The organism is Salegentibacter tibetensis, assembly GCF_020164485.1.
GTDB classification, from domain to species: domain Bacteria; phylum Bacteroidota; class Bacteroidia; order Flavobacteriales; family Flavobacteriaceae; genus Salegentibacter; species Salegentibacter tibetensis.
The window spans coordinates 36,252-59,799 of the sequence record NZ_JAIQZA010000019.1 but is presented as its reverse complement, the minus strand read 5'-3'; the positions used below and the strand labels follow the sequence as shown (position 1 = coordinate 59,799).

The window sequence follows — 23,548 nt, the reverse complement described above, 5'->3', positions numbered from 1 at the left end:
TTAAGCAATGAAAAAGATAATTTATTTAAGTCTATTTATAAGTACTGCTATTTTCACTTCCTGCGCAGACAGTAAAGGTGGACAGGCACAAGAAAACCAGGCGAAAGGGCCACAGCCTTTCCCTGTTATAGAAGTACCAACCAGGACAGTTACGGGCTATACTTCCTACCCAACCAGTATTGAAGGTGTTGTAAATAGTGAAGTAAGAGCAAAGGTGCCAGGTTACATCACCGATGTGTTGATAGATGCAGGCGCTAAAGTTAAAAAGGGCCAATTGCTCTTTAAGCTTGAAACCGAATCTTTATCTGGCGATGCTGCAGCGGCGAAAGCCAATGTAAATGCAGCCAAGGTAGAAGTAGAAAAACTAAAACCTTTGGTAGAGAAAGATATTATTAGTCCTGTGCAGCTCGAAACGGCTAAAGCACAACTCGCTCAGGCCGAAGCGAATTATAATAGTATTGCAGCAAATATAGATTATGCGAATATTAAAAGTCCGATAGATGGACAAGTAGGTAATATTAATTTTAGAAACGGAGCTTTAGTCTCTCCCGGAGATCCTACTCCCCTTACCACGGTTTCTCAAACCGATGAAGTTTATGCATTCTTTTCTATGAATGAGAAAAACTTCTTAAGCTTTATGAATACTACCGAAGCCAATACAATGGAAGAAAAAATCGAGAATCTACCCGAAATAAACTTGGTATTAGCCAACGGAATGGAATTTGAAAACAAAGGAACTATTGAAACAATTTCCGGAGAAATAAATCAGCAAACCGGTACAGTAACTTTTAGGGCAAAGTTTGATAATAGCAACGGCTTGCTCCGAAATGGAAGTAGCGGAACTGTGAGAATACCTGAGGTTTATGAAGATGCGGTGATTGTTCCTACACTTTCTACTTTCGAACAACAGGGAAAGACTTTTGTATATAGGGTTAAGGATGATTCAAGCCTGGTAGCTTCATCTATAGTGATTTTAGAGGAAGTAAATAAGGTTTATGTAGTAAAAGAGGGTATAGAAAAAGGAAGTATTATTCTGGCCAAAGGCGCTAATAAGGTAAAACCCGGAACCAAAATCCAGCCACAACCTATCACATTAGATAGCATTGTAAATTCCTTCAACACAGTTTTTAAATAAAAAGCTATGCTAAAAACCTTTATAGAACGTCCTGTACTATCTACAGTTATATCTATCATAATCGTGATGTTAGGTATTTTGGGACTATCAGAATTACCGGTAACCCAATACCCCGATATTGCACCACCCACGGTACAAGTGAATGCCTCGTATGCCGGAGCCAATGCTGAAACCATACTCGAAAGTGTAATTGTTCCAATTGAAGAACAAATTAACGGGGTTGAAGGAATGACCTACCTTACCTCTAGTGCCAGTAACGATGGTAGCGCGAGTATCACGGTATTTTTTGAACAGGGCTACGATCCAGATATCGCAGCAGTAAACGTTCAAAACCGGGTTTCCAGGGCAAACGCGGTTTTGCCTGCAGAAGTGATTCGCGCCGGGGTTACTACTACAAAAAGACAGAATTCAGCTTTATTATACGCCGGTTTATACTCTACCAATCCAGATTATGACGATACTTTTATTCAGAATTATTTGAATATTAACGTAAAACCAGAATTACAGCGTATTAATGGTGTTGGGGAAGTGAATGTATTTGGAGGAAAAGACTACGCGATGAGAGTTTGGTTAGATCCCGCAAAAATGGCTAATTATGGTTTGGTTCCCAGCGATGTAACCGCCGCTATAGGAGAACAAAGTTTAGAAGCAGCTGCCGGAGCTTTAGGCCAGAATGTTGGAGAATCTTTTGAATATGTATTGAAATATAAAGGACGTTATAAAACCGCCGAGGAGTACGGAAATATTATAATTTCTGCACAGGATAATGGTCAGTTTCTAAGGGTAAAAGATGTTGGAAGTGTAGAACTGGATGCGTTCTCTTATGCTTCCCTTTCCAGATCTAAAGGACATCCGGCGATTAGTTTTGGTGTTTTTCAAACTCCGGGCTCTAATGCCCAGGAAGTTATTGAAGAAATTTATTTGAAGTTAGATGATTTAAAAGAGGATTTCCCGGAAGGTGTAGATTACATTATAAACTACGATACCAACAAATTTTTAACCGCGTCTATAGGAAAAGTAAGAACAACTTTAATTGAAGCATTCTTATTGGTATTCTTAGTAGTATTTGTATTTCTTCAGGATTTAAAATCTACTTTAATTCCAGCAATCGCCGTTCCGGTTTCTATTATTGGAACATTTTTCTTCCTGGGGATTTTAGGATACTCGGTTAACCTGCTTACTTTATTTGCGTTGGTACTAGCCATTGGTATTGTGGTAGATGATGCCATTGTAGTAGTTGAAGCAGTCCACGCAAAGCTGGAAGACGGTGCCGAAAGTGCTAAGAAAGCTTCGGTTTCAGCGATGAGTGAAATAGCAGGAGCTATTGTTTCAATCACGCTGGTAATGGCAGCGGTTTTTATTCCTATTACCTTTATCCAGGGGCCTTCTGGGGTATTTTACGAACAATTTGGTGTAACCCTAATTATTGCAATATTAATTTCAGCAGTAAATGCGTTAACGCTTAGTCCTGCATTATGTGCGCTTTTTTTAAAACCGCATTCAGAAAAAGAAAAAAAGAAAAATCTCTTACAACGATTTTACACAGCCTTTAATACCGCATTTAAAGCGACGACCAGAAAATACACGACCTCGCTTGGCTTTTTAGTGAAGCACAAATGGATTACTTTCTTAATCCTGGCACTTGCTACGGCAGGCATTTTCTGGGCAGATAATTCTATTCCTAAAGGTTTTGTACCCACAGAAGATCGTGGGGTAATTTTTGTAAATGTCGAACTTCCTCCGGGTTCTTCCTTAGATCGCTCCTACCAGGTTTCTCAAACCCTTTACGATCAAATGGAAACTATAGAAGGGGTACGAACCGCGACAGTTATTGCAGGCCGTAATTTTTTCTCCGGATCAGGTAGTTCTTACGCTATGGGCTTTATAATACTTGAAAACTGGGAAGACAGGGAAACAGAAGAAACTTCGATAGACGGGATAATAGCCCAATTAAATGAAAAAGCTGTTACAGTTAGTGACGCTGAAATTATCTATTTTACACCTTCCAGTGTTCCCGGTTTTGGTAGTGCAGATGGTTTTGAGATGCAGTTAATAGATCGTACTTCAGGCCAACTAAAAGACTTAGATGAAACTGCATCTAACTTCGTAGGAAGTCTAATGCAAAGACCTGAAATCGCATTTGCTTCTAATCCTTTCAGTACAAATTATCCACAATTGCAAATGAATATAGACGTGCCAAAGGCCAAAGAAGCCGGAGTTGGTATTAGCGATATTTTAAGCACTTTGCAAGGTTATGTTGGAGGTATTTATACAGCAAACTTTAGCCGATTTGGGAAACAATTTAGGGTTTTCGTTCAGGCATTGCCGGAAGATCGTATAAATGAAGAAAGTTTAAACAGCATGTTTCTTAAAACTCCCAGCGGTGAAATGGCGCCTGTTTCTCAATTCGTAACCTTAGAGAGAATTTATGGCCCTCAAACAGTAACCCGTTTTAACCTCTTTAACGCGGTAACACTCACAGGTTCCTCAGCACCGGGTTATAGCTCAGGTGATGCAATTAACGCGATTGAGCAGGTTGCAACACAAGACTTACCTAATGAATACGATATTGCTTTCTCAGGCCTTACCAGAGAAGAAATCGCTTCCTCTGGGCAGGCAGGAATAATATTCCTCTTAAGTATTGTATTTGTTTACTTTTTACTGGCAGCACAGTACGAAAGTTACCTTTTACCGTTTTCAGTAATTCTTTCATTGCCAATTGGGGTTGCAGGAGCTTATTTCACAACCTGGCTGGCTGGTTTACAGAACAACATCTACTTCCAGATAGCCTTAATTATGTTAATTGGATTATTGGCGAAAAATGCCATTCTTATCGTTGAGTTCGCCATTCAAAGGCGTAGAGAAGGTATGCCTTTAACCGAGGCGGCCATAAATGGTGCCAGGGTAAGATTACGACCCATTTTAATGACCTCCTTTGCCTTCATTTTAGGTTTAACTCCGCTGGTACTCGCCACTGGCGTTGGGGCCCAGGGAAATAGGTCTATTGGTACCGGAGCTGTTGGCGGATTGTTAATTGGAACCGTAGTAGGGGTTTTTGTTATTCCTATTCTGTATATCATTTTCCAGTGGTTACAGGAAAAGATAACCGGTACTCCTGAAGCTGCAAAAACAGAAAACAAATCAATTTCTGAAAAAGAATAAAATGAGAAAGAATAGTATATATAAATTTTTGCTGGCTGGAACTTTACCATTTTTACTGGTTTCCTGCTTTGCTGCAAAAGAATACGAACGTCCTGAAATAGAAGAAGTTTCTGAAGAATTGTATAGAACAGATAATCTTCCGCAGGATTCTTTAAATATGGCTGCAATTTCCTGGACCGAAATTTTTAACGATCCTATTCTGAAAAACCATATTGCAGAAGGCCTGGAAAACAATATAGATATAAGGATTGCCATCCAGCAAATGCTGGCGGCCGAAGCCTATGCGAAACAAGGTAGAGCCAGTTATTTCCCCACTCTTAGCGCAGGACCTGGGATTACTCACCAAATTCTTTCTCCAAACAGTCAGTTCGGTTCTTTCTTTGACGGGAGCATCACTCAATATGATATAACCGGAAACCTATCCTGGGAAGCCGATATCTGGGGAAAAATTAGAAGTAATGACCGGGCTTTTACCGCGGCTTACCTACAAAGTGAAGCTGCGCATAAGGCAGTTAAATCCCAGCTTATTGCTAACATTGCCAATAATTATTACCAGTTACTTAGCCTTGATGAGCAACTTAGAATTGCTGAAGAAACGGTAGAAACCAGGAAAAGCAGCCTTGAAACTACAGAAGCTTTAAAACAGGCGGGAAATGTTACCGAAGTTGGGGTGCAGCAAACCAAAGCCCAGTTACACACGGCCGAAGCATTGGTGGTTCAGCTTAAAAATCAAATACGTTTGCTGGAGAATTCATTTTCTATATTGCTTGGGGAAGGACCTCAACAAATAGAAAGAACCGATCTTTCGGAACAGAATATTATAACGTCGCTTAACACCGGGGTGCCTTTTCAATTGTTAAGAAACAGGCCAGATGTGATTGCAGCCGAATACGGGCTTATAAACGCTTTTGAACTTACCAATGCTGCAAGGGCCGATTTTTATCCGTCGCTTACCTTAACCGCTGCAAGTGGTCTGCAGAGTTTGGAGTTGGATAAATTATTAAATGTAAATTCCCTTTTTGCCAATTTTGGTGCTTCTCTATTACAACCTGTTTTCAACAAAAGACAAATAAGGACGCAATATGAGGTTTCGCAGGCGCAACAGGAAGAAGCCCTACTAAACTTTAAACAGGCTATTTTGATAGCCGGCAGGGAGGTTTCAGATGCGCTTTCCAACTATGAGGCGAGTACAGAACGTATTGAAATTCTTGAAAATGAATATGAGGCCTACAATAAGGCATCAGGTTATTCAGAAGAATTGCTTAATAATGGTTTAATAAATTATCTGGAGGTTTTAACCGCAAGGGAGAACGCTCTAAATTCTCAGCTTAACCTGATTAATGCTGAATACAATAAATTAAATTCCATTGTAAATCTTTATAAAGCCCTTGGAGGCGGCTGGCAATAATTTTTGTTGAATTTGTTCTGTTAATTGTTGAAGAAACAGCCCCGCAATTATTTCGGGGCTGTTTTTTTGTTGCTAATTGGATTTATTTTCGACTAAACCTGGAAATTCAGTAACTTTAAGAAAGTATAAAATTATTCAATTATGAAAAGCAATTTCAGTGAAATTATAAAAGATGAAAAACCAGTTTTAGTCGATTTTTATGCAGATTGGTGCGGACCGTGCAAAACGCTGGCGCCAATTCTAAAAGACGTAAAAGCAGAATTAGGCGACGGAGTCAAAATCGTAAAGATAGATGTAGATAAAAACCAGGAATTGGCAGGAAAATACCAGGTGCGCGGAGTACCTACCATGATGCTATTTAAAAACGGGCAACAACTTTGGAGACAATCGGGCGTTTTACAGAAAGCGGAGATTATAGATATTATCAATTCTAATTCATAAAAAATACAAAGGAAAAAAATTTCAATCTATTCGTCATTGAGAAGTAGGCACGACTGAAGGAATCTGTTGAATTTAAACTTACTTCGCTACAACATTACATTTCCTACAACAGATTGCTTCACCCTAAAAAGGGTTCGCAGTTAACGTAGCGAACATAGTTTATTTTTTTTTTCAGATAAATTCTTTGGTCTCTCAAAGGTTTTCAAGATCCTGGACCTTGAAATCTTCTATGGACCAGCCTGCAAGTTCTGCGCCGGCATGATAAGCACTTTCTATAAAATCCAGCAAAGCCTGCCTCGGATTTTCCTCTTCCCTTAGATTTGCGTAAGTAAGAATAGCAATTGGACTTCCGTTACTCATTTCCCAGCTTGCAGAAGCCGGTCGTAATTCTTCGTTTTCAATACCTTCGGGATTAGGAAAAGTATAGGAATAAAATGCAGGTTCCTGCACCTTATCATCTCCTGGCCAAAAGCCAAAACTTATACATTCGTGGCTATAAGCATCTTTATCTGAAATTCTTGCTTCAGCGGGCATTTTTGGTGCTTTTTTCCCGGAAAACCTTGTCACAGCTATATCCATAGAATGCCAGTATAAATGAACAAGAGAGGTTTTTCCGCAGAATCGTCCGCTAAATTCTTTAAAAACACTGTCTATCCATAATAAACCTTTCCATAGCTTTTCAACATAAGATTCATCATAATGATGATATTCTGAAATTGCTGAAAATTCATTTTCAATTCCAAGATCATAAGGTTTCTCAACAATTTTCACCCAGATGTTCAACTCTTTTAAAATCGTAAAAACTTGAGTATAAAACTCCGCTACGCATAAACCATTTTCAAGTTTTAAGGTTTCAAAACCACCTTCGCTGGTTTGTATATCCAATTGATGTTTACTTACATTAAAAGTTATAGAAAAACTGCTAAATCCATTGTTATAGGGAATCGGCCCGGTGCTGAATCCCATTTCTGTGATATAATGGGTGACATACCACCAGTGATTTTTTCGGGGTGTAAGTTTTAACCTGATTTTACCCACAATTTGCAGGAAGAGATGAAGCGTGAGTTTCTCCTTTTCGAAGCTCACATATTTCAAATCTGGAAGTGAAGAAGTTTTCATGATAATACGCTTAAAAATTAGGCAAGCACTTCTTGAAATTCTGGGTTTTTTTCTATTACATTTTTAGCAAAAGGACAGAGCGGAATTACTTTTAATTTATTCTCTTTAGCAAAATCTACTGCAGATTCAACCATCTTTTTACCAACACCTTCGCCTTTAAAATTTGAATCAACTTCCGTATGGTCTATTATAAATTTTCTTGTTCCGGCCCAGGTATAAGTCATCTTCCCAGCTTGTTTTTGGTCTTTTAAAGCCTGGAAAAAGCCTTTTCTTCCTTCATCATTTTGTTCAATCTTCATAATTCACTTCTTTAAAATTACTCGTATCCTTCAGGCTTAATTAAGCTTTCCTCCTTTTGCGGTCCACCAGGGATGAACTTCAACTTTTAACCTGCCAGATTTCACCATAGGATCCTGGTTTGCCAAACTATCGGCTTCTTCCCGGGTTGCTGTATTATAAACTGCGATTCCGCGAATTTCTCCGTCACTACCAAATGGACCAATTAAACTGGCATAACCTTCTTCGGCCATTCTGGTTAAATAGGCCAGGTGCTCTTTTTGCAATCTGGCGGCTTCGGTAGAATCCTGACTTCGGTTTTCGCCTCTTTTCAGAAAAACCATATAATACTGCTGCATCAAATAAGTGGTATCGCCTTCTTCATATCTAAAGGTTTGATAGCCTTTTTGTTTTAAATCCTTCTCCACGGAATCTATATTTATCTTGGGCTTCTTTGCGACAACTTCTTCGGGGCCTGGAATTCCGCGCTCCTGTTGCGGAATATCATTACAGGAAACTATTAGGAATGGAAAAACGAGTATATAAATTAATTTTTTCATCTTAAAGCTTTACCAGTTCTTATAAGGTCTTTTACTTAATTGTGAATTATAATATTTTATTTCACCGGTAACTTCCTTCCCCAGCCATTCAGGCTTTTGAAAGGTATCGGTTTCCGTATTCAGTTCGATTTCCGCAACAGTTAAGCCTTCATTTTCATCGTAAAATTCGTCAATTTCAAAAACAAAATCACCTGTTTCCACTAAATACCGGGTTTTCTCTATAACCCCGGGTTCACAAAGTTCAAAAAGGGCTTCAGCTTCATTTTTATCGATTTCCTTTTCCCATTCAAATCGGGTAAGTCCGTTTTTAGAAGATTTTCCTTTAATGGTTAAAAATGCTTTCTCGCCTGTAATTCTTAATCGCACCGTTCTTTGAGGATCGGTATTTAAAAACCCCTGTTTTATATGAAAATTCTTAAATGATTCCTTTTTGAAATCGTCTGAAACCACAAGGTATTTACGTTCAATTTCCCGCATCTAATTATTGTGTGCTATATTTTTAATTTCATCTGAGGGAATTCTTTGCACATCTAATTCAGGCGTATTGGCAATAGCTACCATCGCTTTAGCAATACTTTCAGCTGAAATAGATTTGTATTTTCGCATAGTTCCCAGGAAAAAAGGATTGATAAAGCTGAGCATTACTTTTCCTATTTTTTCAAAACTTCGGCTTTCCTTCCGCTCGCCGGTAATAAGAGAAGGCTGCAGAATGTAAGTGTGCTTAATTTCCTCCTCCAAAACTTCCTTTTCCATTTTCCCTTTAGTGCGGTTATAAAACACCCGACTTTTAGGATTGGCGCCAAGCGCAGAAACCACCAGAAAAGTATCTATGTTGTTTTCTTTGCAAAGTTTGGCAGCCGTAATAGGAATCCCGCGATCTATTTTGGTGTAGGTGTCATGATCTGGGGTTTTCTTTTTTGTGGTACCCACACAACAAAAAACCTCATCGGCGGTAAATTTTTCTTTATGTTCCTCCAGTTTAAAAAGATCTATTAAATGTTCCTCGATTTTTGGATTGTCTATTTCTACTGAATTCCTCGAGAAAAGTTTAATCTTTTCATACCTATCATCCTCAAGTAATTGCTGAAGTAATATCCCCCCGGTAAGGCCGGTAGCCCCTAAAATTATTGCTGTTTTTGGCATATATTATTTTTTTGACGGTTAATAATTGCTTGAATAAACAATATTAGCTTTCAGTAAAGAATATAAACAAAATATGCCGTCCAGGTCTATGCCCTAACGAAATTTTAAGAAAGCTTGCTTCATTAAGAAATACGAAACCAATACTTCTTTCTTTAACTTTGTAAAGTGATCGAAGAACTTCCAATTCGTAAAATTATCCATATTGATATGGATGCGTTCTATGCCTCGGTAGAGCAACTGGACAATCCCGACTTGCGCGGTAAGGCAATTGCTGTGGGAGGAAGTTCACAAAGAGGGGTAGTTAGTGCCGCCAGCTACGAAGCTCGTAAATTTGGCGTTAAAAGCGCTATGAGTAGCGTGATTGCAAAGCGAAATTGCCCCCAGCTTATTTTTGTAAAACCTCGCTTTGAACGTTACCACGAATTCTCACAACGCATTAGGGAAATTTTCCTGGAGTACACCGATCTTGTGGAGCCGCTTTCTTTGGATGAAGCTTATCTTGATGTAACCGAAAATAAAAAAGGTAATCCCAGCGCGAGTCTTATAGCGAAGGAAATCAGGGAGAAAATTAAAGAGAAAACTGGATTAAATGCTTCCGCGGGGATTTCTATCAATAAATTTATCGCCAAGATTGCCAGCGATTTTAATAAACCCAACGGGCAAAAAACGGTAAATCCCGAAGAAGTTGAAGAGTTTTTGGAAGTTCTGGACATCAGGAAATTTCACGGCGTGGGAAAAGTGACCGCCGAAAAAATGTATATGCTGGGCATTTTTACCGGAAAAGATCTTAAACAAAAATCGCAGGAATATTTAACAGAAAAATTCGGAAAAAGTGGTGCGCATTATTTTAATGTGGTTCGCGGCATTCACCTTAGCGAAGTAAAACCAAACAGAATACGAAAATCACTTGGTGCCGAACGCACCTTTAATGAAAATATCTCTTCGGAAATTTTTATGCTGGAAAGGCTGGAAAATATTGCTGAAGAAATAGAACACCGACTTAAAAAAAGTAAAGTCGCCGGAAAAACCGTGACCCTCAAGATAAAATACAGCGATTTCACCTTGCAAACCCGCAGTAAAACCATCTCTTTTTTTATTTCCAGCAAGGAGCTGATTTTGGAGAACGCCAAAGAATTATTATACCAGGAAAAAATGAAAAATTCAGTGCGTCTTTTGGGCATTTCCCTTTCAAACTTAAATACCGAGAAAAACGAGAAGAAATCTTCAGAAGAAAAGAAAATTGAAGTCCAGCTAAAGTTTGAGTTTTAGAAACAAAAAAGCCCCGAATACCATGCATTCGCGGCTTTTTTGTTTCTAAATTATTTCAATTATTCTATTTCAGAAACCCTTAAGGTATTTACCATTCCTTTTTCACCAATTGGCATCGCTGCAAGGTTAATGGTATAATCGCCGATTTCAACGAATGCTTTCTCTTTTGCGATCCGGTTTATATCATCGATAGTTTCATCTGTACTTACAAATTTATCGTAATGGAAAGCTTTTACACCCCACAATAGACTAAGCTGGCATAAAATTCTGTTATTAGATGTAAATACTAAAATATGTGCTTCAGGTCTCCAGGCAGAAATCTGGAAAGCGGTATAACCACTATTGGTTAGTGTACAAATAGCTTTAGCCTTAATTTCGTTGGCCATATGCGCCGCGTGGTAACAAACAGATTTAGTTATATAACGTTTGGTGCGCACATGTGGCGGGTCGTGAGGAACTTTAATCAAAGGAGAGTTCTCTACTGTAGCCAGAATTTGAGCCATTTTCTGAATAACCTGCACCGGGTATTGTCCTACTGAAGTTTCTCCACTAAGCATTACGGCATCGGCACCATCCATAACAGAGTTGGCCACATCGTTAACCTCAGCTCTGGTAGGCGTAAGGCTGGTGATCATGGTCTCCATCATTTGTGTGGCGATAATTACCGGAATTCTTGCTTTTTTAGCAGTAAGCACCAGTTTCTTTTGAATAAGCGGAACTTCGTGGGCAGGAATTTCTACCCCTAAATCTCCCCGCGCAACCATTAAGCCGTCGCAATAAGCCACGATCTTATCGATATTCGCTACACCTTCCGGCTTCTCAATTTTAGCAATGATCGGAATTTTATAATCGCTGTGCTTCTTAATTAGATCCTGAAGTTCTTTTAAATCTTCAGCGTGACGCACAAAAGATAGTGCCATCCAGTCTACCTGCATTTCGCAAGCAAAAATCGCATCTTCTACATCTTTTTCTGTTAAAGCAGGAAGAGAAATATTGGTATTCGGAAGATTTACTCCCTTTTTAGATTTTAAAGGTCCACCCTGGATAACCCGGGTTCTAACTTCATCTTTTTTATTTGAACTTATTACTTCAAACATAAGCTTTCCGTCGTCTAAAAGAATACGCTCTCCCGCAGAAACATCCTGTGGAAAAGTATCGTAATTCATATAAACACGCTCAGCAGTTCCTTTAAATTCCTTTCCGGTGGCGAAAACAATTTCATCACCTTCAGAAACTACAACCTCGTCTTTCATTACTCCTACACGCAGTTTAGGGCCTTGTAAATCACCAAGGATTGCGGCATTGTAACCTTTTTCCTTGTTTAAATCCCTAATCATTTTAATGCGTTCTCTTACATCATCATAATTAGCATGTGAGAAGTTAACTCTAAACACGTTTACTCCGGCCTGGAGCATTTTATCTAAGGTTTCTTTGGAACTAGTTGCCGGACCGAGGGTAGCAACTATTTTAGTTTTCTTATTTGTTGGCATTATTCAAAAATTAAATTTTGTTTGGATTTTAATAAATCTGTGTCAATTTTATAAACTGCTCTAATTTGTGGTATTTGGCTTATAGCATTAACAAGTAAATTGAGGTCTCTTTGACTTAGTTCCTCGTCTATTTTGAGAAAGAAATCCACCTTTTTATAATCAGGAACCAGGTTTACCTGCAAAGGTCTAACTTCTTCTTCTTCAAATAAAGAACCCGAACTTAATATCTTCTTCGGTTCTCCTTTAAACTTGTTAGCAACCAGGTGATAAGACCTGAAATTTGCCGGATCTTTAAAGGAATAATGAGCGTAGTATGCTTCTACCGATTTGTGATTGAAGTCTATATCTCTACGTTCTCTTTTTAATTGAAGCTTAAGATACTTATTTAATAGATAAGCCATCTTGTATTCTTCTAAATCACTATAAAGCGCTATTAAGCCGAATTCATCTTCCTCAACATCCTCAAGCAGCATTTTATGCGATTGCATAACTTTTAATTTAAGGCTAAAGATAAGATAAGATTGAGAAAAATGAAGCTTTATACCCTCAAAACTTCATATTTATCTACGAAAACGTTATAGTTTGCGCTAATTTCACAATTTTAAGTGATTTTATTTTGAAGTGCATAAAAGGCTCTTTTTGCGGTTTTTTCTTCCGCCTTCTTTTTCGAGGTTGCCCGCGCCTTAGCCACCACCTTGTCGTCTAAGCGTAATTTTACGGCAAAATGTTTCACCTCGTCATTTCCGGTATCTTCATAAACCTCAAAATCGAATTCCCGTTTTTCTTTTTGACACCATTCTATAAAAAGGCTCTTATAACTTATTACCTGCCCTTCTAATTGCTCTATATCTACATAAGGATCTATTACCCTTTCATAAATAAAGCGTTTGCAATATTTATAGCCCCTGTCAAGATAAATCGCACCTATGAGCGCTTCAAATAAATTGCCGTGAATATTAGCTCCAAATTGATCTTTCGGAATATTGGTTTGTACGTGATCTATAAGATCAAGGTCTTTCCCGAGTTCATTTAGATGTTTTCGGCTAACTACTTTAGAACGCATTTTGGTAAGATAACCTTCATTACCGCCGGGGACTGCTTTAAAAAGATGGGAAGCGATTACAGCGCTTAGCATTGCGTCTCCCAAAAACTCCAGTCGCTCAAAACTTATAGCATTACCTTTTTCATCTTTTATATTTAAGGAACGATGTGTAAAGGCTTTACGATAGTGTAGAATATTTTTGGGTTTAAACCCCAGCATTTTGTATAAAACCGAAAAAAAATTCCCGCCTTTGTCAGAACGGGAATTTAATATATTTCGAAGAACGCCCATAATACAATAGGTTATTCTTCAAACTTTTTAAATAACACACAGGCGTTATGCCCTCCAAACCCAAACGTGTTGCTCATTACCACCTTTACATCACGTTTTTGAGCTTTGTTTAGCGTAAGGTTCAAATCTGGATCAATGTTCTCGTCTTTGTGCTCGTGGTTGATAGTAGGTGGTACTATTCCATGTTTCATAGACAAAATTGCCGAAATTGCCTCTACGGCACCAGCGGCACCAAGCAAATGCCCGGTCATTGATTTTGTTGAATTGATGTTCATTGTTTTGGCATGATTTCCAAAAACTTTGCTTATCGCTTTCAGTTCGGCTACATCACCTAATGGAGTAGAAGTTCCGTGCGTGTTTATGGCGTCTACGTCTTCGGGTTTCATTTCTGCATTTCTAAGACAGTTTTCCATAACTGCAACAACTCCGTTACCTTCAGGATGGGGCGCGGTCATATGGTAAGCATCAGAAGATAAACCTCCTCCAAGAACTTCAGCATAAATTTTAGCTCCCCTGGCTTTGGCGTGCTCATATTCTTCAAGAATAAGTGTTCCAGCGCCTTCTCCTAATACAAATCCGTCCCGTGTAGAATCAAAAGGTCTTGAAGCTGTTTCGGGATTATCGTTTTGTGTAGAAAGGGCATGCATAGCATTAAAGCCACCCATACCGGCCATAGTTACCGCGGCTTCAGAACCTCCGGAAACAATAATATCACTGTGTCCCAGCCTTATATTATTCAATGCATCTATCATAGCGTTTGCCGCAGATGCACAGGCTGAAACCGTAGTGTAATTTGCTCCCATAAACCCATGACGAATGGAGATATTACCCGGAGCAATATCTGCAATCATCTTAGGAATAAAAAAAGGATTAAACCTTGGTGTACCATCTCCCGTCGCGAAGTTTATAACTTCGTTTTGAAAAGTTTCCAATCCGCCAATTCCGGCCCCCCATATCACACCAACACGGTACTTGTCTACAGTATCCAGATTGATGCCGGAATCTTTTATCGCTTCATCCGAAGCGACAATGGCATATTGGGCGAACCTATCCAGCCTTCTTACTTCCTTTCGGTCAAAGAAATCCAGCGGGTCAAAATTTTTGAGTTCACAAGCGAATTTGGTTTTGAATTTTTCAGTATCGAAATAGGTAATAGGTGCACCACCACTTTTTCCGGCTACCAAAGCCTCCCAATATTCTTCAATATTGTTACCAATGGGGGTTAGGGCTCCCAGGCCCGTTACTACAACTCGCTTTAACTCCATATGGTCTATACTCTTTTTATTTTTTTGCGTCTTCAATATAAGAAATTGCCTGACCTACTGTGGCAATGTTCTCAGCCTGGTCATCAGGAATCTGGATGTCGAATTCTTTTTCGAATTCCATGATCAATTCCACAGTGTCCAATGAATCAGCACCCAGGTCATTTGTGAAGCTCGCTTCGTTAACAACCTCGTTCTCGTCAACACCTAACTTGTCAACGATAATCGCTTTTACTCTTGATGCAATGTCTGACATAATACTTTTATTTTAATTTTGATTAGGTGGCAAAAATAAAAAACTTTATTTTAAAACCGATTTTTACTTTAAAAATGTGGTTGTAATTTACATAAATTTCATTGAAAGGGCTTAATTTTACATTCTAATAATTGTTAACAAGCTTATTTTGAGCAATCCAGCACATATCAAAGAAAAAAAAATAGTTGTCTTTGCCTCCGGCTCAGGAACCAATGCTGAAAATATCATAAAATATTTCCAAAAGTCGCCCAATGCCAGTGTGGTAGCGGTGTTCTCCAATAAAAGATCGGCAAAAGTACTAAAAAGAGCACATGATTTAAATGTTAAAGCCCTTCATTTTGATCGTGATGCACTCTATAATAGTTACGATGTTCTGCATATTTTGAACGATATAAATCCTGATTTAATCGTTTTAGCAGGATTTATGTGGATGTTTCCAAAAGACATCCTAAAAAAGTTTCCTAATAAGATTGTAAACATTCATCCGGCACTACTTCCAAAATATGGAGGAAAAGGAATGTACGGTATGAATGTTCACAAAGCCATTATTCAGAATAAAGAAAAAGAAAGCGGCATCAGTATTCATTATGTAAATGAAAATTATGATGAAGGGGAAGTGATCTTTCAGGCAAAAATAGAAATTTCAGAAGAAGATACGCCTGAAACGCTCGCCCAAAAGATTCATAAACTGGAATACAAACACTTCCCGGAAATTATTCAGGAATTACTTCAAAAGAAATCGCAGTAGTGCAAACAGTCCAGGTACACATTTATACCGATGGTGCCGCGAGAGGAAATCCCGGCCCGGGTGGTTACGGAATTGTGATGGAATGGGTAGGAAAAGCTTACCGCAAAGAATTTGCAAAGGGTTTTAAACATACCACCAACAACAGGATGGAATTGCTGGCTGTAATTGACGCTCTAAAAAAGCTGAAAAAGCCCGGTGTTGCTGCTATTGTTTTTACCGACTCAAAATATGTAGCTGATGCGGTAAACAAAAAATGGGTCTTTGGTTGGGAAAAGAAAAATTTTAAAGACCGTAAAAATTCCGATCTCTGGATAGAATTTCTGAAAGAATTTCGCAAACATAATGTAAGTTTTAAGTGGATAAAAGGACATAATGACCATCCGCAAAACGAACGCTGCGACGCTTTAGCGGTAGCTGCCTCAAAAGAAAAAAGGCTTTTAATAGATGAAGGTTTTCAGCAAAGTTAAAACGAACCTCCTATTTTGATTGAGCCCTTGAAAAACAAACTGTATATTTGCAGCACATTTTTTAAATCAAATTATGAGTAAATTACTGATTGTAGGCACTGTAGCCTTTGATGCTATTGAAACCCCGTTCGGGAAAACCGATAAAATTCTTGGAGGTGCAGGAACCTATATTGGGCTTTCAGCCTCACAATTTAATGTAGATAGCGCGGTGGTATCTATTGTTGGAGATGATTTTCCACAAAAATACCTGGACCTGCTTACTAAAAACAATATAAATATTGATGGAATTGAAGTGGTTCCCGGCGGAAAAACTTTCTTTTGGAGCGGTCGTTACCATAACGATTTAAATTCCAGAGATACTTTAGATACACAATTAAATGTACTCGCCGATTTTAATCCAGTAGTACCAAATGCTTATAAAGATTCTGAAATTGTGATGTTGGGCAACCTGCATCCACTTGTTCAGCTTAGCGTTTTAGAACAAATTGAATCTCCAAAACTGGCAATCCTGGACACGATGAATTTCTGGATGGATAATGCCCTGGAAGATTTAAAGAAAGTGATAAGCAAAGTAGATGTGATTACGATTAACGATGAAGAAGCCAGACAACTTTCAGGCGAATATTCTTTGGCAAAAGCTGCTAAAAAGATCGCTACTATGGGTCCAAAATATGTAGTGATTAAAAAAGGAGAGCACGGTGCTTTATTATTTCACGAAGAGCAGGTGTTTTTTGCTCCCGCCCTTCCACTGGAAGAAGTTTTTGATCCAACCGGCGCCGGAGATACATTTGCAGGAGGTTTTGCAGGTTATCTCGCCAAAACCGGAGACATTAGCTTTGAGAATATGAAAAACGCCATTATTTACGGCTCCAATCTCGCATCTTTTTGCGTAGAAAAATTTGGTACCGAAAGAATGCAGGAACTTTCAGCCGATGAAGTTGATTCTCGCCTCGAAGAGTTTAAGAAATTAACTCAATTTGAAATAGCATTAACCTAAACCTATGCCCTGATTATTCAGGGCATTTTTTATATAAAGCCGGAATAAAATCCGCTAAGCATTTACTATGAGTGACGCCCTAAAACACGAATGTGGAATTGCACAAATACGCTTGTTAAAACCCCTGGAATACTATAAAGAAAAATATGGTACTGCCTTTTATGGGATTAACAAGATGTATTTAATGATGGAAAAACAGCATAACCGCGGCCAAGATGGTGCCGGTTTTGCCAACATCAAATTGAGTACCGCTCCAGGAGATCGTTATATAAGTCGAATTAGATCGAATGCGGCACAGCCCATTCAGGATATTTTCGAGCAGATTAACGGCAGGATCAACGAGGAAATTAAAGCTAACCCTGAGTACGCCGAAAATGTTTCCCTGCAAAAGAAACACATCCCTTATGTAGGGGAAGTTTATCTTGGTCACGTTCGTTACGGAACTTTCGGGAAAAACAGTATAGAAAATGTACATCCATTTCTTCGGCAAAATAACTGGATGCACCGTAACCTGATTGTTGCGGGAAATTTTAATATGACTAATGTTAACCAGCTTTTTAACAACCTGGTAGAATTAGGACAGCATCCAAAAGAAAAGGCCGATACCGTTACGGTTATGGAAAAAATTGGTCATTTCCTGGATTCAGAAGTAGAAAAACTTTATAAAAAATTAAAAAAGCAAGGTTTCTCAAAAGTTTCAGCATCCCCTATTATTGCTGAAAAATTAAACGTTGCCAAAATACTTAGGAAATCCTCTAAAAACTGGGATGGTGGTTACGCTATGGCCGGTTTACTTGGGCACGGTGATTCTTTTGTTTTACGTGATCCGGCGGGAATTCGCCCTGCTTATTATTATAAAGATGACGAAGTTGTAGTAGTTGCCTCAGAAAGGCCGGTAATTCAAACCGCATTCAATGTAGATTTTGATGATGTACACGAACTACCGCCGGGACACGCTATTATTACCAAAAAAAGCGGCGAGGTTAACATCAAACAAATTCTTGAACCTTTAGAGCGAAAAGCCTGTTCTTTTGAGCGTATTTATTTTTCCCGCGGAAGCGATGCCGAGATCTATAAAGAACGTAAGATGCTTGGGCGTTTATTGATGCCTGAAGTATTAAAATCTATAGACCACGATACTATAAATACAGTTTTCTCTTTTATTCCGAATACTGCGGAAACAAGTTTCTACGGAATGGTTGAAGCAGCACAGGATGAATTGAACAAACAGAAGAACGATGCTATCCTTGCCGAAAAGGAAACATTAACTGATGCGCGACTTCAGGAAATATTAGCACACCGCCTACGTACCGAAAAAATTGCGATTAAAGACGTTAAGCTTAGAACTTTTATTACTGAAGATAGCAGCCGGGACGATCTTGTAGCTCACGTTTACGATGTGACTTACGGCGTGGTAAAGCCGGAAGACAGCCTGGTAATTATAGATGACAGCATTGTTAGGGGAACCACTTTAAAGAAGAGTATTATTAAAATGATGGACAGGTTAAACCCAAAACAAATTGTAGTAGTCTCTTCGGCTCCGCAAATTCGCTATCCAGATTGTTACGGAATAGATATGGCACGACTGGAAGATCTTGTTGCTTTTAGAGCAGCCCTGGAACTTTTACAGGAAAACAAACAATACGATATGGTAGAGAAAGTTTACGAAAAATGTAAACTACAGGTAGATCTTGCCGATGTAGAGGTTAAGAACTTCGTAAAGGAAATCTACGAGCCTTTTACCGATGAGCAAATTTCTGATAAAATTTCAGAATTACTTTGTGATACCGATGTAAGAGCAGATGTGAAAGTAATTTACCAAACAGTAGATAATTTACATAAAGCCTGCCCTAAAAACCTGGGCGACTGGTATTTTACAGGGAATTATCCAACCTTTGGAGGTAATAGAGTAGTGAATAGGGCTTTTATTAATTTCTACGAAGGAACCGCAGGAAGAGCCTATTAGTGCATTTAAACAAATTTTCCTGCCTTTCGTCTAAAATGATTTTTTGCAGGAATAAGTTTATATACTTTAGCAGAACCATAAACATAAGTAGGTTAAGTTCATGGTAGATTTGGGGCAAAAAAAGGTGGATCTAAAAATCCGCCTTTTTTTATTTGTACCCGAATTATAAATTTTCCCATTATAACAATACCGTAGTGAACTGACATGAAAATTCAGTCTTTCTTACATTAAATTTTGATATTCAATACTTTAACAGATAAATACGTCTTTGATCTTTATTGATCTTATTCAGCCTCCTAACTTATTTAAGTAAAGATTTCAAAGCCACAGAAAACATCATTTTCTTACATTTATTTTTGATTTTCAATGATTTAACTAATAAATATGCCGTTGATCTAAAAAAGTTGCGAGCAAGATTTATTCAGTATACTTTAGAATCACCATAACATAAGTAGGTTAAGTTCATGGTAGATTTGGGGCAAAAAAAGGTGGATCTAAAAATCCACCTTTTTTTATTCTAAACATTCTGGCACGAAAAAGACCGCTCTAAAGGCGGTCTTTTAATATATTAAGAAATACTAATTATATTATTTCTGCTTCGCATATCTGCTTCCTACTTCTTTCCAGTCAATTACATTAAAGAAAGCTTCAATGTAATCTGGACGACGGTTTTGGTAATTTAGGTAATATGCGTGTTCCCAAACATCTAAACCTAAAACTGGAGTTCCATCACAACCGATTCCCGGCATTAAAGGGTTGTCCTGATTTGCAGTAGAGCAAATCTCTACTTTTCCACCTTCCTGAACACAAAGCCAGGCCCATCCGGAACCAAACTGTCCAGCAGCCGCTTTAGAAAATTCATCTTTAAAAGCTTCAAAAGATCCAAATGCGGTATCTATTGCTTTCGCAAGTTCACCTTCTGGTTTTCCGCCACCATCTGGAGACATAATTTCCCAAAATAATCTGTGGTTATAAAATCCACCTCCGTTATTTCTTACGGCTGTGTTAGATTTATCAAGATTTTCAAGGATATTCTCTATGGTTTTTCCTTCCAGATCAGTACCTTCAATTGCAGCGTTCAATTTTTTAGTATAACCTGCGTGATGTTTTCCATGGTGTATTTCCATGGTTTTTGCATCTATATGTGGTTCTAATGCATCAAATGCATATTTTAACTTTGGTAACTCAAAAGCCATTTGTATATAATATTTTAGTGATTAGTAATAAATTCACTCAAATTTAGGTATTAAGCTATTTAATAGAAACATTTTAGTGTTATAAAATACTTAAAAGCCTGCGTATAGTACAAAACTTTTTTATTTTACCTTTAAAAATTATAATCTTCTCTAAAATCCAACCTATTTGAATAATAACTTTACCATTTACAATGCTTCTGCGGGATCGGGAAAAACTTTCACCCTTGTTAAGGAGTATTTACTTCTCTTGTTTAAAAGTAAAAAACATGACGCTTATAAAAATATCCTCGCAATTACTTTTACCAATAAGGCGGTAGATGAAATGAAATCAAGAATTATAAGTAGTTTAAGGGGTTTTACTGCTGAAGAAACTACTGCTGCCAATAATCCTCTTTTTAAAATTATTTCTGAAGAAACCGGTTTATCTGAAACTGACCTCAAAACAAAGGCAGCAAAGATTTTGAAAAGCATCATTCATAATTACGCTGCTTTTGAAGTATCAACCATAGACGGGTTTACACATAGGGTTCTTAGAACTTTCGCTAAGGATCTTGGTCTTCCGGTAAATTTTGAAATTGCCCTTAACACCCGGCAAATCCTGACGGAAGCCGTAGACCGACTTATAAGCAAAGCCGGAACCGATAAAGATCTCACCAAAATACTAATCGCTTTTGCCGTAAGTAAAACCGATGATGATAAGAGCTGGGATATCGCGAAAGACCTTTTTGAGATTTCTGAATTACTTATTGGCGAAAATCACCAGGAAGCGCTGAAAAAGCTTAAAGGAAAAACTCCAGAAGATTTTCGGAAATTCAAGGAAAGAATAAGTTCAGAAATTAAAAATACCGAAGATCTAATTGCTGAAACAAGCCACGAATTTTTCGATCTGGTTGAAAATAACAATATCGAAGAAAAAGATTTTAGCGGGGGATACGTTTATAAGCATTTCGTGAAATTAAGGGATCAAAAATCCATAGACGGTTTTGAGAAATCCTGGATGCAAAAGCTGGAAACTGCTCCTCTTTATGCAAAAGCAAATAAAAATCAAGCTGCTAAGGATGCGTTGGATAGTATCCAATCTTTAATAGTTAGTCTTTTCGAGATTTCGAAAAGGGCTTACTTAAATCTGGATTTTCTAAGTGCAATTAGAAAGAATCTTACCCAACTCTCTTTGCTTAACGCCATAAACCAGGAAGTGGAGCTTATAAAAAAAGAGCGCAATCTAATCCTTATTTCAGAATTTAACCCAAAAATTAGCGCGCAGGTTAAAGACCAGCCGGCACCTTTTATTTACGAAAGGCTTGGTGAGCGGTATCAAAATTATTTTATAGACGAATTTCAGGACACTTCGCAAATGCAGTGGGAAAACCTGATCCCGCTTATAGACAACAAACTTTCTTCTGAAAATATTCAAGATCCCGCCAGCGCGATGTTGGTTGGCGACGCGAAACAATCTATCTACAGGTGGCGCGGTGGCAAAGCCGAGCAGTTTATAGACCTATGCTTAGATACCAATCCATTTAGTATTGAAAAACGGGTAGCAAACTTACCAGATAATTACCGAAGCGGGAGCCAGATTGTAAATTTCAACAATAGCTTATTCAATTATGCCTCCGGCACTTTACAACATCCGGCTTATTGCAATTTATTTGAAGAAAGTAAGCAAAATCCTAGAAAAGGGGATTTTGGCTATGTGAATATCAATTTTATTGAAGCCGAAAATATTGCTGAAGAACACGAGATTTATCCTGAAAAGATCCTCGAAATTATTCAAAATCTGGAGGATAAAAAGTTTAAAAAAGGAGATATCTGCATCTTAACCCGCAAAAAGAAAGAAGGTATTACTATTGCGAGTTATTTAAGCGAGAATAATATTCCCGTGGTTTCTTCGGAAACCTTACTGGTAGCTAATTCCCCCGAAGTAAATTTTATTGCCCATTTGTTGGAATTTTCTTTAAGCCCCAAAGACAACACCTTAAAACTGGAGCTTTTTGATTTCCTGGCTGATTTTCTTGAAATAGAAAACCACTACCTTATTATTTCGGCGAATTTACCCAAAGACGGAAGAGCATTTTTCCATTGGTTAAAGGATTATGATATCCATTTTAATCTTGATGAAATAAAGCACCTTTCCGTCTATGAAGCTGCTGAATATATTATTCGAAGCTTCTCACTGGTAGAAACTTCCAATGCTTACGTACAGTTTTTTCTCGATTTCATTTTTGAAAGCACACAAAAAGCAACTGCCGGTATAGCTGATTTTATTGATTTATGGCTTCAGGAAAAAGAAAGTTTAAGCATTGTGGTTCCTAAAGCTGAAGATGCTGTACAAATAATGACGATTCATAAATCCAAAGGTTTAGAATTTCCGGTAGTGATCTATCCCTATGCAAATTCCGATTCAAAAAGCACTCGAATGGATTCGCTTTGGCTACCTATGGAGCCGCCTTTAAATGAAATTCCAATGAATTACCTAAGCGCTTCAGATAAAATGCTGAATTGGGGTCCGAAGGCCTCCGAGATTTATACAGAGCTAATTCATCAAAAGGAACTTGACACCTTAAATGTGCTTTACGTAGCCTGTACAAGGGCTTCTCAGCAATTATATTTGTTGAGTAAGAAAGAAATAGATGCAAAAGGCAATGAAAAAGCTTATAAAACTTCAGGTTTATTGATCGGTTTTTTAAAAAACATCGGGAGATGGGATCCTAACATCAATGTTTATGAATTTGGAGAAATTGGGATCCCGACAACTTCAGAAGAAAAGCTTTCAGAAAATATTATTTCTGAAAAATTTTATTCTTCAGCAACACAGAATAAGGCGGTGAATATCGTTACAAAATCGGGAATGCTGTGGGACAGCAAGCAGGAAGAAGCGATTGAAAAAGGAGAAATCCTGCACGAATTACTGGCGCAAATAGATTACAAGGACCAGGTAAAACCTGTTGTTGCCCAAGCTGTAAACAATGGAATAATCACAAAAGATTCCGCGGAGAAAATAGAAAAATTACTTGTTGAAATTACGAGTCACCCGCAACTTTCAGAATACTTTACAGAAAACGCAACAAGTTATAACGAACGCGACATTTTAAGTCCGGAAGGTAAAAGACTTAGGCCAGACCGCATTAATTTTTCGGGAAACACCGTGAATATTATAGATTACAAAACCGGAAAGTTCAATGCTTCTCACGAAACTCAAATTAATAATTATGCCTCGATTTTACAGGATATGGGCTACATTATAGGCAGTAAAAACCTTGTTTATACAAATAAAACGCTTAAAGTACGCCTTGTTTAAAAGAAATGTAAATTTGTAAAAA

The 23,548-nt window shown here is 38.0% G+C and carries 21 protein-coding genes; 10 read left to right on the top strand and 11 right to left on the bottom strand.

Annotation, left to right across the window (positions count from 1 at the left end):
• Window positions 1-7 precede the first annotated feature (7 nt).
• From LB467_RS11220 to trxA, 4 genes are all read left to right on the top strand, one after another.
• The gene (locus tag LB467_RS11220) at window positions 8-1,135 is read left to right on the top strand and encodes an efflux RND transporter periplasmic adaptor subunit (protein ID WP_224474131.1); all 1,128 of its coding nucleotides are present in this window, start codon (window positions 8-10) and stop codon (window positions 1,133-1,135) included.
• A 6-nt stretch (window positions 1,136-1,141) separates the two neighbouring features.
• A complete protein-coding gene (locus LB467_RS11215; RefSeq protein WP_224474130.1) occupies window positions 1,142-4,297 on the top strand; it encodes an efflux RND transporter permease subunit in 3,156 nt (1,051 codons plus the stop codon).
• A gap of 1 nt (window position 4,298) precedes the next feature.
• Window positions 4,299-5,705 (top strand): efflux transporter outer membrane subunit, encoded by a 1,407-nt coding sequence (locus LB467_RS11210; RefSeq protein WP_224474129.1) that lies wholly within the window; start codon window positions 4,299-4,301, stop codon window positions 5,703-5,705.
• Between the two features lie 141 nt (window positions 5,706-5,846).
• On the top strand, window positions 5,847-6,146 hold the full coding sequence (trxA, locus tag LB467_RS11205; protein WP_224474128.1) for a thioredoxin: 300 nt from the start codon (window positions 5,847-5,849) through the stop codon (window positions 6,144-6,146).
• 192 nt (window positions 6,147-6,338) lie between these two features.
• Here trxA and LB467_RS11200 read toward each other — a convergent pair whose 3' ends face one another.
• From LB467_RS11200 to LB467_RS11180, 5 genes are read right to left on the bottom strand one after another with little or no spacing between them, the layout of a single operon-like run.
• On the bottom strand, window positions 6,339-7,265 hold the full coding sequence (locus LB467_RS11200; protein WP_224474127.1) for a DUF5996 family protein: 927 nt from the start codon (window positions 7,263-7,265) through the stop codon (window positions 6,339-6,341).
• A gap of 17 nt (window positions 7,266-7,282) precedes the next feature.
• Window positions 7,283-7,564, bottom strand: a complete 282-nt coding sequence (locus LB467_RS11195; RefSeq protein ID WP_224474126.1) for a GNAT family N-acetyltransferase — start codon at window positions 7,562-7,564, stop codon at window positions 7,283-7,285.
• 36 nt (window positions 7,565-7,600) lie between these two features.
• Window positions 7,601-8,101: a YciI family protein gene (locus LB467_RS11190; RefSeq protein ID WP_224474125.1), complete on the bottom strand. Its 501-nt coding sequence runs from the start codon at window positions 8,099-8,101 to the stop codon at window positions 7,601-7,603.
• 9 nt (window positions 8,102-8,110) lie between these two features.
• Window positions 8,111-8,578, bottom strand: a complete 468-nt coding sequence (locus LB467_RS11185) for a CYTH domain-containing protein (RefSeq protein WP_224474124.1) — start codon at window positions 8,576-8,578, stop codon at window positions 8,111-8,113.
• Window positions 8,579-9,244: an NAD(P)H-binding protein gene (locus LB467_RS11180; RefSeq protein ID WP_224474123.1), complete on the bottom strand. Its 666-nt coding sequence runs from the start codon at window positions 9,242-9,244 to the stop codon at window positions 8,579-8,581. It abuts the gene before it with no gap.
• A 165-nt stretch (window positions 9,245-9,409) separates the two neighbouring features.
• On the opposite strand from LB467_RS11180, the gene dinB reads away from it, so the two are divergent.
• Complete coding sequence (gene dinB, locus LB467_RS11175; RefSeq protein WP_224474122.1) at window positions 9,410-10,513, top strand: DNA polymerase IV; 1,104 nt, start codon at window positions 9,410-9,412, stop codon at window positions 10,511-10,513.
• Between the two features lie 59 nt (window positions 10,514-10,572).
• On the opposite strand, the gene pyk is transcribed toward dinB, so the two are convergent.
• The 5 genes from pyk to LB467_RS11150 form a co-directional block, all read right to left on the bottom strand.
• Window positions 10,573-12,003: a pyruvate kinase gene (pyk, locus tag LB467_RS11170; RefSeq protein WP_224474121.1), complete on the bottom strand. Its 1,431-nt coding sequence runs from the start codon at window positions 12,001-12,003 to the stop codon at window positions 10,573-10,575.
• Window positions 12,003-12,491: an IPExxxVDY family protein gene (locus LB467_RS11165; protein ID WP_224474120.1), complete on the bottom strand. Its 489-nt coding sequence runs from the start codon at window positions 12,489-12,491 to the stop codon at window positions 12,003-12,005. Before LB467_RS11165 ends, pyk begins: the two co-directional genes overlap by 1 nt.
• A 113-nt stretch (window positions 12,492-12,604) precedes the next feature.
• Window positions 12,605-13,336, bottom strand: a complete 732-nt coding sequence (gene rnc / locus LB467_RS11160) for a ribonuclease III (RefSeq protein WP_224474119.1) — start codon at window positions 13,334-13,336, stop codon at window positions 12,605-12,607.
• A gap of 11 nt (window positions 13,337-13,347) precedes the next feature.
• Window positions 13,348-14,601, bottom strand: coding sequence for a beta-ketoacyl-ACP synthase II (fabF, locus tag LB467_RS11155; protein WP_224474118.1), 1,254 nt, complete (start codon window positions 14,599-14,601; stop codon window positions 13,348-13,350).
• A gap of 16 nt (window positions 14,602-14,617) precedes the next feature.
• Complete coding sequence (locus LB467_RS11150; protein WP_013069791.1) at window positions 14,618-14,854, bottom strand: acyl carrier protein; 237 nt, start codon at window positions 14,852-14,854, stop codon at window positions 14,618-14,620.
• A gap of 148 nt (window positions 14,855-15,002) precedes the next feature.
• On the opposite strand from LB467_RS11150, the gene purN reads away from it, so the two are divergent.
• The 4 genes from purN to LB467_RS11130 all read left to right on the top strand — a co-directional run bounded on the left by purN (window position 15,003) and on the right by LB467_RS11130 (window position 19,032).
• Window positions 15,003-15,602, top strand: coding sequence for a phosphoribosylglycinamide formyltransferase (gene purN / locus LB467_RS11145; protein ID WP_224474117.1), 600 nt, complete (start codon window positions 15,003-15,005; stop codon window positions 15,600-15,602).
• On the top strand, window positions 15,602-16,069 hold the full coding sequence (gene rnhA / locus LB467_RS11140; protein ID WP_224474116.1) for a ribonuclease HI: 468 nt from the start codon (window positions 15,602-15,604) through the stop codon (window positions 16,067-16,069). The genes purN and rnhA overlap by 1 nt, the downstream gene beginning before the upstream one ends.
• A 73-nt stretch (window positions 16,070-16,142) precedes the next feature.
• Window positions 16,143-17,066 carry a PfkB family carbohydrate kinase gene (locus tag LB467_RS11135; protein WP_224474115.1) on the top strand — a complete coding sequence of 308 codons (924 nt, stop codon included), beginning with the start codon at window positions 16,143-16,145 and terminating at the stop codon, window positions 17,064-17,066.
• 67 nt (window positions 17,067-17,133) lie between these two features.
• Window positions 17,134-19,032 (top strand): amidophosphoribosyltransferase, encoded by a 1,899-nt coding sequence (locus LB467_RS11130; RefSeq protein ID WP_224474114.1) that lies wholly within the window; start codon window positions 17,134-17,136, stop codon window positions 19,030-19,032.
• Window positions 19,033-19,619: 587 nt separating this feature from the next.
• Here LB467_RS11130 and LB467_RS11125 read toward each other — a convergent pair.
• Window positions 19,620-20,228: a superoxide dismutase gene (locus tag LB467_RS11125; RefSeq protein WP_224474113.1), complete on the bottom strand. Its 609-nt coding sequence runs from the start codon at window positions 20,226-20,228 to the stop codon at window positions 19,620-19,622.
• 166 nt (window positions 20,229-20,394) lie between these two features.
• On the opposite strand from LB467_RS11125, the gene LB467_RS11120 reads away from it, so the two are divergent.
• Window positions 20,395-23,526 carry a UvrD-helicase domain-containing protein gene (locus tag LB467_RS11120; protein ID WP_224474112.1) on the top strand — a complete coding sequence of 1,044 codons (3,132 nt, stop codon included), beginning with the start codon at window positions 20,395-20,397 and terminating at the stop codon, window positions 23,524-23,526.
• Window positions 23,527-23,548 lie beyond the last annotated feature (22 nt).